The sequence below is a fragment of the Nocardia sp. NPDC004168 genome (assembly GCF_040610355.1).
GTDB classification, from domain to species: Bacteria; Actinomycetota; Actinomycetes; order Mycobacteriales; family Mycobacteriaceae; genus Nocardia; species Nocardia sichangensis.
Genome location: NZ_JBEXME010000059.1, coordinates 1 through 12,173 on the forward strand (window position 1 = coordinate 1; position 12,173 = coordinate 12,173).

Below are 12,173 nucleotides of genomic sequence, written 5' to 3' on the forward strand. Positions count from 1 at the left end.
CGGCCCTCTTATGGCTCGCGTGTGCGCGACCGCCGCTTGCTCCTTCGTCGCGTACGCGGCGGCCGCGCAAACGCGAGCCGGGCCGCGAACGGACAGGCTCGGTCTCGCTTCGCTCGAAAGACGTGGTTGCGGTGTGCTGGGCGCGTCGGTTGCAAAGCTCGCTACCCCGCATGCGTTCTGCAGTGGGCTGGTCGGCTGTCGGCTCGGCCCGCTTACCGCAAACGTGAGCGGGGCTGGGTTGTTTCAATGACTGCGGCGCATGGTTTCCGCGAGCCGGGCCGCGAAGAGCGCCTGCTCGGGGTTGCCTCGGTCTGCGCGAGTGGAGGCCACGTGGTGGGGTGGGACGGTTGTCCGACGGACTGCTCGCTTGCCCGAAGGTCGGTCGGATGGATACCTGCGAGGGGTCGATCGTCGCGGTCGGCAGTCGACTGCTACCCGTGAGTAGGGGATCGGGCGGGGCCCGTTACGCTGCACCGCATGCCGTATCTGGAACGCCAAGGGGAAGTGTTCGTCGTCTACCTCGGGTCCGAGGGCGAGACGGACAACGAGAACCGTTTCCACCCGGATTGGATCGACGCGTTCCACGGGCTGCTGGACGAGGTCGAGAGTTCCGTGGGGCCCGCCGCGCTGGTGACGACGGCGACCGGGAAGTTCTTCAGCAACGGTCTGGACACCGATTGGCTGTTCGGCAACCTGGACAAGATGCACGGCTACCTCGACCGCGTGCACTCGCTCTACACCCGCCTGCTCGCATTCCCGCTGCCGACCGTCGCCGCGATCAACGGCCATGCCTTCGGCGCGGGCGCCATGCTGGCCACCTCACACGATTTCCGGGTGATGCGCGCCGATCGCGGCTTCTACTGCCTGCCCGAGGTGCACCTGGGCATGCCGTTCACCATCGGGATGAACGCCCTGCTCACCGAGCGGCTGAGCAACCAGGTCTGCGTGCAGGCGATGACCACCGGCCACCGCTACCCGGCCGACGAGGCGATCGCAGCGGGCATTGTGGACGGCAAGGCCGAAGCCGACGAGCTGCTCGCGACCGCCGTCCAGCGGGCGGCGTCGCTGGCCGGCAACCGGAGGCCCAACCTGCCGGTGATCAAGCGCGCCCTACACGCAAAAGCACTGGCCGGCCTCGCGGTACCGACCACTCCGGAAAATTTGGCCTTCGCCACGAACTGACCCGCCTTCACGGACAGCCCAGGTCCGCGCACACTCGCGCCACAAGGGGGCCGCGAACACGCCGCGCGAAAGCGCGGCAAATCGAACACAGTGCGAGACTGTGTTGCATGCCACCATCGCGCAGCGGGCGCCAGGAAGCGCAGCACGACGGCAACGCAGTCTGCGAGGTCGACGCCACCGCTCGCGGTGACGCCGCGATCCGCGCCGCGTCCGCCGAGCTGATCGCGCTCTCGCACGCGATTCACGGCGAACCGGAGCTGGCGTTCGAGGAGACCCGCAGCGTCGCCAAGACGATCGCGCCGCTGGCCGAGCGCGGTTTCGAGATCGAGCTGGGCGTGGCCGAGCTGCCCACGGCCTTCCGCGCGCGCTACGGCAGCGGCGCGCTGACCGTCGGCATCTGCGCCGAATACGACGCGCTGCCCGAGATCGGCCACGCCTGCGGACACAACGTCATCGCCGCCTCCGCGGTGGGCGCGGCGCTCGGTCTCGCCGAGGTCGCGGACGAACTGGATCTCACCGTGCTGGTGTTCGGCACACCGGCCGAGGAGAGCGGCGGCGGCAAGGTGCTCATGCTGGAACGCGGCGTGTTCGACGACGTCGCGATGGCGATGATGGTGCATCCGGGTCCGCTCGACATCGTCGGCGCCCGCTCGCTGGCTCTGGCCGACGTGTCGGTGGTTTTCCACGGGCGCGAGGCGCACGCAAGCGCGGCGCCGGAGCAGGGCCGCAACGCGGGCGACGCGGTCACCGTCGCGCAGGTGGCCCTTGGGTTGCTGCGGCAACATCTCCTGCCCGGCCAGCAACTGCACGGTATAGTCGGCGACGGTGGCGTAGCTCCCAACATCGTGCCCGGACGTGCGGAACTGCTGTATTACCTACGCGCAGTCGACTCCGCATCCCTCGACGATCTGATGCGACGAGCGTCGGCTTGCTTCGAGGCGGGCGCCCTCGCGACCGGCTGCACCCACGAAATCCGGACGCTCGCGCCGACGTATACCGAGCTGACCCCGGATCCGGACTTGTTGCTCGTCTATCGCGAGCAGCTCACCGGATTGGGACGCGTGCCGCTCGCTCCGGAGTTCGAGGCGCAGCGGCCGCTGGGCAGCACCGATATGGGAAACGTCACCAATGTCATTCCGGGCATTCACCCGGTCATCGGCATTGATGCCGGTGGTGCGGTGACACATCAGCCAGGCTTCGCCGCGGCCAGCGTCAACGCCTCGGCGGATCGTGCGGTCCTCGACGGTGCGCTCGCGCTCACGCGTACCGCAATCACCGTCGCCCGCGATGACATCCATAGAGACAGGTTGTTGCAACGGCTAGTTCAACGACAGGAGGACATTCGGTGAGCACAACCGGCCGTTCTGCGGCGCCGGCGACGGGCCCGGCAGCGGGCATCCGTGTGGCCACGGAGGGCCCCGGCAGCTCCGCAGTGTCGGAAACCGGGGGATCAGGGCGGGAAGCGGTGGAGTCGTGGCTGGCCGATCACACGGTCGACCTCGTCCAGTGGCGCAGGCACATCCACGCCAACCCGGAACTGTCCCGTACCGAGTTCGGCACCACCGAGTTCGTCTCGGCGTGGCTGACCAAGGCGGGATTGACGCCGCAGGTGCTGCCCGGCGGCACCGGCCTGATCTGTGACCTCGGACCGGACGGACCGCGGGTCGGCCTGCGCGCCGACATGGACGCGCTGCCGCTGCAGGAGTTCACCGGACTGCCCTTCGCGTCGACGGTCCCCGGCGTGTCGCACGCGTGCGGCCACGACGCGCACACCACCATCCTGCTCGGCACGGCGCTGGCGCTGGCCGAGGTGCCGGAGCTGCCGGTCGGCGTGCGGCTGGTCTTCCAGCCCGCCGAGGAGGTCATGCCGGGAGGCGCGATCGACGTGGTCGCCGCCGGCGCGATGACCGGGGTGGAGCGAATCTTCGCGTTGCACTGCGACCCGCGCCTGGAGGTCGGCCGGATCGGCATCCGCGTCGGCGCGATCACCTCCGCCGCCGACACCATCGAGCTGGTGCTCGACTCGCCGGGCGGCCATACCTCGCGCCCGCACCTGACCAGCGACCTGGTCTACGCCATCGGCTCGGTCATCACGGGCCTGCCCGGCCTGCTCAGCCGCCGTATCGACCCGCGCACCAGCACCGTGATGGTGTGGGGCGCGGTGAGCGCGGGGAAGGCGCCGAACGCCATTCCGCAGACCGGCATGCTCACCGGCACCATCCGCACCGGAGACCACGCGACCTGGTCGTTGCTGGAGCCGATGGTGCGGGAGATCGTCGACGGCCTGCTCGCCCCGACCGGCGTGCGCTACCAGCTGAACTACCGGCGCGGCGTGCCGCCCGTAGTCAACGACGAGCACTCCACCCGCATCTTCGAGGACGCCATTCGCGCACTCGGCCCCGACGCGCTGGCCGACACTCCGCAGTCCGGCGGCGGCGAGGACTTCTCCTGGTATCTGGAGGAGGTGCCGGGCGCGATGGCGCGCCTGGGCGTCTGGTCCGGCGAGGGGGAGCAGCTGGATCTGCACCAGCCGACCTTCGACATCGACGAGCGGGCGCTCGCGGTCGGCGTCCGGGTGCTGAGCAACCTCGCGCTCGGCGCGAGCTCTGTCTGACCTCCAGCGCCTTCGGCGCTGGGTGTTCGCGGCCCCTTATGGCTCGCGTTCGAGCGGGCGAGACTCGCGCGTGCGGCGCATGCGCTTCGCCCCCGGCCGCGAGCCGGGCCGCGAACGGTGCTCGATGGCCTCGCACTCGACGAGGCCGTGAGCGTGACAGTGGTCCGGCCCGACCGAGAGGGTACGGCCACACCGCAGGCGTTGCGGTGTGACGCGCGGTCAGCCGAAGTTGCCCGGGCCGACGTTGCGGCTGTTGCGGGTGCGTAGAGCGTGCACGTAATCCTCTGGCGCACCGGCCTTTTCGGCGGCATCGGCGATCACGCCCAGGTAGCGGGCGGACGGCAGGCCGCCCTCGTAGGCATCCAGCACGTACAGCCAGGCCAGCGTGGGGTCGCCACCGTCGCCGTTGCGGGTCACGCGAAGGCGGATCTTCTTGTGGATGCCGAAGTCCGAGCCCTCCCAGCGGTCCAGCCGCTGCTCGTCCTCCGGGGACACGTCGTAGAGCACGACGAACACCCGGGAACCGGGATCCTCGACGACCGTCGCGAGAGGCCCTTCCCAGCCGATATCGTCACCGGCGAAGGTGAGCCGCCAGCCCTCCAACCAGCCCGTCCCGGACATGGGGGAGTGCGGACAGCGCTCGAGCATCTGCGTCGAGTCCATGTTGGACCCATAGGCGGCATAGATCGGCACCAGCAAAGGGTAGCCAATAACCTTCGCAGACCGCGTTCGATTGCCGCACCTGCGGCGCGCCGCCCGGCGGGGAACTGTTGCGCACCGGTAACGCGGTCGATCGTGCGAGGTGGTTGCCGGATAACGTTTACCCCGTGCCGGAGATCCCGGCGCGAAGCACGAGCGGAGGTATCAATGACCCGCATCGCGATCATCGGTGGCGGACCGGCCGGCTATGAGGCGGCCCTGGTAGCCGCCCAGCACGGAGCGTCGGTGACGCTGGTGGATTCCGACGGCATCGGCGGAGCGTGCGTGCTGTGGGACTGCGTTCCCTCCAAGACTTTCATCGCCTCGACCGGCGTGCGCACCGACCTGCGCCGCGCTCGCGATCTGGGCATCACCCTCGACCCGGCCCAGGCGCACGTGCAGCTGTCCGAGGTGAACGCGCGCGTCAAGGCGCTGGCGCTGGCGCAGTCCTCCGACATCCGCTCGAAACTGCAGACCGTCGGGGTGACCGTGCTGGCCGGATACGGCGAGCTGATCGATCCGGGCAGCGGCGTGGCCGCGCACCGCGTGCTGGCCAAGCTGGCCGACGGCGCGCAGCAGATCATCGAGGCCGAGGTCGTGCTGATCGCGACCGGCGCGAGCCCGCGGGTGCTGCCGGGCGCGGAACCGGACGGCGAGCGGATCCTCAACTGGCGGCAGCTCTACGACCTCGAAGAGCTGCCGGAGACCCTGGTGGTCGTCGGTTCCGGCGTGACGGGTGCGGAGTTCGTCTCCGCCTACACCGAGATGGGCGTGCGGGTGAAGCTGGTCTCCAGCCGCGACCGCGTGCTGCCCGGCGAGGACGCCGACGCGGCGCTCGTGCTGGAGGACGCGCTCGCCGAGCGCGGCGTCGAACTGGTCAAGCACGCGCGCGCCGACGCCGTCGAGCGCACCGCCGACGGCATCGTGGTCAAGCTTTCCGACGGGCGCACCGTGTCCGGCTCGCACGCGCTGATGACCGTCGGCTCGACACCGAACACCACGGGCCTCGGGCTGGAGAAAGTCGGCATCGAACTCGACCGCGGCGGCTATCTGCGGGTGGACCGCGTGTCGCGCACGTCGGTGCCGGGCGTCTACGCCGCGGGGGACTGCACCGGCCTGCTGCCGCTGGCCTCGGTTGCCGCGATGCAGGGACGCATCGCGATGTACCACGCGCTCGGGGAAGGCGTCAGCCCGGTCCGTCTGAAGACCGTTGCCTCCGCGGTGTTCACCCGGCCGGAGATCGCGACCGTCGGCGTCAGCCAGACCGCGATCGACAACGGTGAGGTGCCCGCGCGCACGGTGATGCTGCCGCTGAACACGAATCCGCGCGCCAAGATGTCCGGGCTGCGCCGCGGTTTCGTCAAGATCTTCTGCCGCCCCGCGACCGGCGTGGTGATCGGCGGTGTCGTCGTCGCGCCGATCGCCTCGGAACTGATCCTGCCGATCGCCCTTGCGGTGCAGAACAACCTGACGGTCAACGACCTGGCCCAGACCTTCTCGGTGTACCCGTCGCTCACCGGTTCGGTGACCGAGGCGGCGCGTTTGCTGATGCGACACGACGACCTGGACTGAGCTCGGTTCGGCGCATCCGGTGCCGTGTCCGATCCCGGACATCAGGCCCGGTGGACTCGGTGCGGGCACGGGACGCGGGCGCTCTTGCCACCCTTGGCTATTCGCTGCGTTGCCCAATATGCGCACATGTGGTTCACTCTCGGCAGAGATGCGATCGAAGGACGGTCGCGGAGTTCGGTGTGGGGGGATGGGTCCTTTCCAAATCGGCACGACCGAACGGCCCGGGTCGTTCGACGGTCAGGCGTCTCACCCAGGGACAACTGAATGCGGCCTGCCGGGCCGCACCCGGGAAGGGAATTGCGAAAAGTGAAACATCGTAAGCCGAGTCGGGCGCAGCGAGCGATGGCGAGCACCTCGTTGCCACTGGCCACAGCGGCTGCCGTGGCCACTCTCTTCGCTGCGCCGGCGGGGGCGGCTCCCAACGATCCGACCACTCCGCCGACGCCTGCTCCGACGCAGCCGGGCGTGAACGAGTCGCCGAGCACCCCGGAAACCACTGCGCCGGAGCCGGGCAAGCCGGAATCCAAGCAGGATCCGCAGAAGCCGGAGAGCAAGCCCACGCCGAGCCAGCCAGGCGTCACCACCCCGGAGTCGGATCATGCCGCGCCGGACCAGAAAGACCCGAAGCTGGCCAAGCCGACCCAGCCGGGCGTGACCCCGCCGCGTGTCGCGCCGCTGCCGGTTCCCGGTCAGCAGAAGCCGAGCGAGCCGCTGCCCGCGGTCGTGCCGGATCAGGCCGCGCCGCAGCCGGGCCAGCAGCAGGCCGCGCCGCAGCCCGGTCAGCAGGCCACTCCGCAGCTGGGTACGCAGAGCGACAACGACAACGCCCAGGCGCGGCAGCCGGAGAGCTCCACGCTGGTGCAGCCGCAGGCGCAGCCGCGCTGGCAGGCCCCGCGTATGGAGGCGGCCCCGGCGGCTCCGGTCGTGGAGATGACCGGCCCGCACGCGGAGATCGGCGCCAACATCGACGGCGGCACCGTCCTGCCGGGTCACGTGGCCAACACCCACCACTTCAGCAACGAGGCCGGTTACGTCGGCACCATCGGCTACCGCACGCCGACCGGCTCGGGTGAAGCGGGCGTCTCGGTGGAGTTCGTCGACAAGAACACGGTCAAGCTGACCACCTACACCGGTGGCGAGGGCCTGGCCGCGAACAACACCACCACGGTGTTCGACACCACCCAGCTGAACCAGGCCAAGGCCGCGGTGGAGGACTGGATCCGGGAGCAGCCGGGCGGATCGGCCGCCCTGGATGCCGCCGCACAGGTTAAGCTTCCGCTTCAGCCGGGCGATTTCGCTCCGCAGACCGCCGACGTGGGTGGTGTCACCACCCAGTGGGGTGGTTCACTCCAGTACTGACACGTGCTGTTTCGACGGGTGGGGCGGTCGTTCGCGGCCGCCCCGCTTGTGTGTCCGGGAAAGGATTGGGTGTGACCTCCGAGGGTGACGCGAGGGAGAACGAATCCGACCAGTCCGGTTCGGAGTTCGGTCCGCCGTTGGGGGAATTCGGGCCGCCGGTGTCCGAATTCGGACCGTCCGTCTCGGAATTCGGTCCGCCTGTTTCGGAATTCGGTCCGCCGATGGGGGCCGACACCGGCCCGCGCTGGCAGGTGCCGCAGCAGCCGACCGATCACCCGGAACTGACTTGGCGGCCCGCGGGCGAGCCGGAAACGACACCCGCACTGCCGTCGCAGTTCCGCGCGCCGGATTCCACGGTTTACGCCGGACCTGCCTCCGCCACGCCCGAGCAGCCTTCTTCCGGCGTCGAGCGCTCGCAGCCCGAGGACGGCGAGCCGCAGGAATCCTGGTGGAACCAGCCGACCGCCGAGGGGGGCGTGCCGAAACCTCCCGCGCCGTCCGAATCGGGTCTGTCCTGGGCCGAGGACCCGATCGCCATGCGGCTGGCGCTGCGCGTCCCCACGACACCGGCGCCCGCCCGGCGCAAGGGCTCCTCGACGCGGTGGATCGTGCTCGGTGCGGTCGCGGCGGTCGTGGCGCTGATCGCGCTGACCGTGACCATCGTGGTGACCAGCGGCAGCGATGAGGACCAGGACGGCACGGCGGCTTCGAGCGGCCCGAGCACCGCGGCGGTGGACTGCCCGACCCGCACCGAGGGCAAGGTCACCTTCGGCAATGGTTCGGGTGACACGAGCAGCGGGATCCGGGCGATTCTCGGCTTCGAGCATGCCTACTATTCCGAGCGCAGCGCTGCCCGCGCGCACACGTTCGTGGCGCCGGGCGCGAACGTCGAGCCACCCGCGGACCTGCAGAAAACCATCGACCAGCACATTCCGCATGGCACGGCCTATTGCCTGCGGATCGCGGAGATCACTCCCGATCGCTTCAACGTCGAGATCACCGAGCGCCATCCCGATGGCACCGAGGCACAGTACTTCCCGGTGATCACGACGGTGACCCTGGACGGGCGGACCCTCATCTATCTGATCGATTGAGTCTGCCTCGCGGTAGGTCGGGCTACCGGGGTTCGCTCCAGCGATGAACGTAGTGCGTGGTGGAACGGGTGCGCCGCGGCCGCCGGTGTGCGCAAACCGCGCACGCCGCGGCCGCGGACGACGGATCAGCCGTCGTTGACGCCCGGCTGCAGGTAGTTCGTGACCTGCCACACATACCCACCGCCGGAGCGCACGCAGCCGAGAACCGCTTTGCGCTGGACTCCGTTGCCCACGTCCACATAGTCCTGCGCCGTCGCTCCTGGAACCGTGCACTTCTGACCAGGCTGGGCGGCGTTCGCCGACGGCGCCACAAAGGCCAGTACGCCGGTGGTCAATGCGCCGATAGCAAGCGCGGATGCGATGTGTTTCATGGCTTTTCGTTCCTTCGGTCAGATGATCCTTACGTGGATCTGGACGGCGGCGGCGCGAATACCGTTCCATTGAGTGATGCGGATCACTCCAGAGGTCGCTGTGCGTCGGGGCGGCTGCGGCGGGTGCATGTCGGGCACGTGAGTCGGTCGGTCCAGTCTTGTTGCGTCCGACGGCCCGTTCCGCACCTCGAAGTTATCTCACATAATGAGAATAGAATTTCATATCTTGGTAGTCGATGTGAAACAGTGAGGACAACGCGTACCGTGGCGTCCTTTTCTGGAGGTTTCATGACGGCGATCACTCCACCCCTGGCCCGGCGTCTCGAGGGCCTGACGAGTTCGGCGATTCGTGATCTGCTGAAGGTAGCCGCGCGCGACGACGTCATCAGCCTGGCCGGTGGCCTGCCCGACGAGCAATTGATGCCGCGAGACCGGATCGCGCAGGCGGCGGAGTCGGCGCTGGCGGACCGCGCGCGACTGCAGTACACCGAATCGGCCGGGTGGGGGCCGCTGCGTGACGTGCTCGCCGCACGTGAGACGCGGCGGCTGGGGCGGCCGGTGCCGCTCGAGGAGGTGTTCGTCACGCACGGTTCGCAGCAGGCGTTGTCGCTGCTCGCCGAGGTTTTGCTGGATCCGGGCGCGCTCGTCGTGGTCGAGGATCCGGCATACGTCGGCGCGTTGCAGGTGTTCCGGGCCGCCGGATCGCGCATCGTGACGGTCCCGCTCGACGCCGAAGGGATGCGGGTCGACGCGTTGGCCGAACTGCTCGGCCGTGGCGAGCGGCCCGCGGTGGTGCACACGGTGAGCAATTTCCACAATCCGCGCGGTGTCACCATGAGCCCGCGACGCCGGCAGGAACTCGCCGAGCTCGCCGACCGGTTCGGATTCTGGGTGATCGAGGACGATCCCTACGGCGAACTGTGGTTCGACCGGCCGTCGCCGGAACCGATCGCGACGTATTCACCCAACGTGATCCGGCTGTCGAGCGTGTCGAAGATTCTGGCGCCGACCTTGCGGGTGGGCTGGATGACCGCGCCGAACGCGGTGTGCAGGGGTGTGGAACTGCTGAAGCAGGGCGCGGACCTGTGCGGGTCGGCCCTGACCCAACAGATCGCCGCCGATCTGCTCGCCGATGCGGACTGGCTGACCGGGCAGGTCGAGGAGATCCGGCGGGTCTACGGTGCGCGGGCGCGTGTCCTGGTCGACGAGCTGCGCACCCGCTTCGGTGACCGTCTGGTGAGCACCGATGCGGCGGGCGGCATGTTCGTGTGGGTCGACTTCACCGATGGGACCGACGCCGTGGACTTGTTGCCCCGCGCCATCGATCTCGGCGTCGCCTACGTCCCCGGCGAGGCATTCGCGGTGTTCGGCGGCCACCGGAATTCGATGCGCCTGTGCTTCACCACCTCCGACGCGGCGACGCTGCGTGAGGCGATCGAGCGCTTGGCGCGCGCGATAGGTGAATAGATCTAGGGACAACCACTTTCGATTGCCGCCGGATGGTTCGCGCGATTATGTCGCGGACGTGCGAGCGTAGTCGTCGTCTCGCTCGCGCGGGGCGTCGCTTGCCTTGCCCCTGCCGGGGTAGGTGTTCGTCGGTGGCAGGTCTACTGTGACGACCCGTGCCGCGACGCGTCGCGAGGTCGAGGAGCGTGCCCGGTCCGCCCGTCAGTCCACCCAGCCGTACGTGCGCTCGACCGCCTTGTTCCACGCGGCGAAGCGCTCGTCCCGTTCCGCCTCCGGCATGGTCGGGCTCCAAGTTTTGTCGGCGGTCCAGTTGTCGCGGATGTCGTCGGTGCCCGACCAGTAGCCGACGGCGAGCCCGGCCGCGTACGCCGCCCCCAGCGCGGTGGTCTCGTTGACCACCGGGCGCACCACGGGCACGTCGAGGACGTCGGACTGGAACTGCATGAGCAGGTCGTTGGCGACCATGCCGCCGTCCACCTTCAGCGTGGTCAGCTCCAGGCCGAGCCGCTGGGACTCGGCGTCCGCGCGCATCGCGTCGACCACCTCGCGGGTCTGGAACGCGGTGGATTCCAGCACCGCCCGCGCCAGGTGCGCTTTGGTGACGAAACGCGTGAGCCCGGCGATCACGCCGCGCGCGTCCGGACGCCAGCGGGGGGCGAACAGCCCGGAAAAGGCGGGCACGATGTAGGCGCCGCCGTTGTCGTCGACGCTACGGGCCAGCGGCTCGATCTCGTCGGCGGAGGAGATGATGCCGAGATTGTCGCGGAACCACTGCACCAGCGAACCGGTGACCGCGATGGAGCCCTCCAGGGCGTACACCGCGTCCGCGGCACCCAGGCGATAACACACCGTGGTGAGCAGGCCGTGTTTGCTGAACACCGGCGTGGTTCCGGTGTTCAGCAACATGAAATTGCCGGTGCCGTACGTGTTCTTGGCCTCGCCGGGTGACAGGCACGCCTGGCCGAAGGTGGCGGCCTGCTGGTCGCCGAGGATGCCCGCCACCGGCACCCCGGCCAGTGGCCCGGAACCGATCGGCGCGTAGACCTCCGAGGAACTGCGCACCTGCGGCAGCATCGACTCCGGCACGCCGAACTCCCGGCAGATCACCGAATCCCATTGCAACGAGCGCAGATCCAGCAGCATGGTGCGGGAGGCATTGGTCACGTCGGTGATGTGCTCGCCGGTGAGCTTCCACAACACCCAGCTGTCGACGGTGCCGAAGCACAGCTCGCCCGCCTCCGCGCGCTCCCGCACGCCAGGCACGTTGTCCAGGATCCAGCGCAGCTTCGGCCCGGCGAAATAGGTGGACAGCGGCAGGCCGGTGCGATCCTGGTAGCGGCCCGGTCCCGCGTCGCCGCCCAATTCGGCGCACAGCCGGTCGGTACGGGTGTCCTGCCAGACGATCGCGTTGTACACCGGACGACCGGTCTCGCGGTCCCACACCACGGTCGTCTCACGCTGATTGGTGACGCCGACCGCGGCGATGTCGTCCGCGCCGAGGCCGTTGCGCTCCAGAACGTCACCGAGGACGAATTCGGTATTGCGCCAGATGGTTTCGGGATCATGCTCGACCCAACCCGGCTGCGGGAAGATCTGCTCGTGCTCCCGCTGGGCGACGCCGACGACGCGCCCCTGCCGGTCGAAGACGATGCACCGACTCGAGGTCGTGCCCTGGTCGATGGCGGCCACATAGCGACGCATGCTGGCAGTGTATTTAACCGCGACTTCGTCGCGGCGTGTTCGCGGCCCCTAATGGCTCGCGTTTGCGCGACCGCCGCTTGCTCCTTCGTCGCGTACGCGGCGGCCGCGCAAACG

10 protein-coding genes are annotated in these 12,173 nt (G+C 69.2%); 7 read left to right on the top strand and 3 right to left on the bottom strand.

What is annotated here, in order from left to right:
* Positions 1-477 precede the first annotated feature (477 nt).
* From ABZW96_RS36600 to ABZW96_RS36610, 3 genes are all read left to right on the top strand, one after another.
* Positions 478-1,182 carry an enoyl-CoA hydratase-related protein gene (locus tag ABZW96_RS36600; RefSeq protein WP_355081354.1) on the top strand — a complete coding sequence of 235 codons (705 nt, stop codon included), beginning with the start codon at positions 478-480 and terminating at the stop codon, positions 1,180-1,182.
* Between the two features lie 107 nt (positions 1,183-1,289).
* Positions 1,290-2,531 carry a M20 family metallopeptidase gene (locus ABZW96_RS36605; protein WP_355081356.1) on the top strand — a complete coding sequence of 414 codons (1,242 nt, stop codon included), beginning with the start codon at positions 1,290-1,292 and terminating at the stop codon, positions 2,529-2,531.
* 83 nt (positions 2,532-2,614) lie between these two features.
* Positions 2,615-3,796: a M20 family metallopeptidase gene (locus ABZW96_RS36610; protein ID WP_355081369.1), complete on the top strand. Its 1,182-nt coding sequence runs from the start codon at positions 2,615-2,617 to the stop codon at positions 3,794-3,796.
* A gap of 219 nt (positions 3,797-4,015) precedes the next feature.
* Here the strand turns inward: ABZW96_RS36610 and ABZW96_RS36615 are convergent, their stop codons facing one another.
* Complete coding sequence (locus ABZW96_RS36615; protein WP_195088143.1) at positions 4,016-4,489, bottom strand: gamma-glutamylcyclotransferase; 474 nt, start codon at positions 4,487-4,489, stop codon at positions 4,016-4,018.
* Between the two features lie 174 nt (positions 4,490-4,663).
* Between ABZW96_RS36615 and ABZW96_RS36620 the strand changes: the two genes are divergently transcribed.
* The 3 genes from ABZW96_RS36620 (at position 4,664) to ABZW96_RS36630 (ending at position 8,520) form a co-directional block, all read left to right on the top strand.
* Positions 4,664-6,067 (top strand): NAD(P)H-quinone dehydrogenase, encoded by a 1,404-nt coding sequence (locus tag ABZW96_RS36620; protein ID WP_355081358.1) that lies wholly within the window; start codon positions 4,664-4,666, stop codon positions 6,065-6,067.
* 465 nt (positions 6,068-6,532) lie between these two features.
* Positions 6,533-7,426, top strand: coding sequence for a hypothetical protein (locus tag ABZW96_RS36625; RefSeq protein ID WP_355081360.1), 894 nt, complete (start codon positions 6,533-6,535; stop codon positions 7,424-7,426).
* A gap of 71 nt (positions 7,427-7,497) precedes the next feature.
* Positions 7,498-8,520: a hypothetical protein gene (locus tag ABZW96_RS36630; RefSeq protein ID WP_355081361.1), complete on the top strand. Its 1,023-nt coding sequence runs from the start codon at positions 7,498-7,500 to the stop codon at positions 8,518-8,520.
* Between the two features lie 125 nt (positions 8,521-8,645).
* Here the strand turns inward: ABZW96_RS36630 and ABZW96_RS36635 are convergent, their stop codons facing one another.
* A complete protein-coding gene (locus tag ABZW96_RS36635) occupies positions 8,646-8,891 on the bottom strand; it encodes a hypothetical protein (RefSeq protein ID WP_355081363.1) in 246 nt (81 codons plus the stop codon).
* 288 nt (positions 8,892-9,179) lie between these two features.
* Between ABZW96_RS36635 and ABZW96_RS36640 the strand changes: the two genes are divergently transcribed.
* Entirely contained in the window at positions 9,180-10,358 is a 1,179-nt protein-coding gene (locus ABZW96_RS36640) for a PLP-dependent aminotransferase family protein (protein WP_355081365.1), read from the top strand.
* Between the two features lie 201 nt (positions 10,359-10,559).
* On the opposite strand, the gene glpK is transcribed toward ABZW96_RS36640, so the two are convergent.
* The gene (glpK, locus tag ABZW96_RS36645) at positions 10,560-12,059 is read right to left on the bottom strand and encodes a glycerol kinase GlpK (RefSeq protein WP_355081367.1); all 1,500 of its coding nucleotides are present in this window, start codon (positions 12,057-12,059) and stop codon (positions 10,560-10,562) included.
* Positions 12,060-12,173: the final 114 nt, after the last annotated feature.

Excerpts from the sequence above, each read along its gene's own strand:
- ABZW96_RS36640 (WP_355081365.1), top strand. The coding sequence starts at position 9,180 with ATGACGGCGATCACTCCACCCCTGGCCCGGCGTCTCGAGGGCCTGACG.
- ABZW96_RS36605 (WP_355081356.1), top strand. The coding sequence starts at position 1,290 with ATGCCACCATCGCGCAGCGGGCGCCAGGAAGCGCAGCACGACGGCAAC.
- glpK (WP_355081367.1), bottom strand. The coding sequence starts at position 12,059 with ATGCGTCGCTATGTGGCCGCCATCGACCAGGGCACGACCTCGAGTCGG.
- ABZW96_RS36600 (WP_355081354.1), top strand. The coding sequence starts at position 478 with ATGCCGTATCTGGAACGCCAAGGGGAAGTGTTCGTCGTCTACCTCGGG.
- ABZW96_RS36620 (WP_355081358.1), top strand. The coding sequence starts at position 4,664 with ATGACCCGCATCGCGATCATCGGTGGCGGACCGGCCGGCTATGAGGCG.
- ABZW96_RS36635 (WP_355081363.1), bottom strand. The coding sequence starts at position 8,891 with ATGAAACACATCGCATCCGCGCTTGCTATCGGCGCATTGACCACCGGC.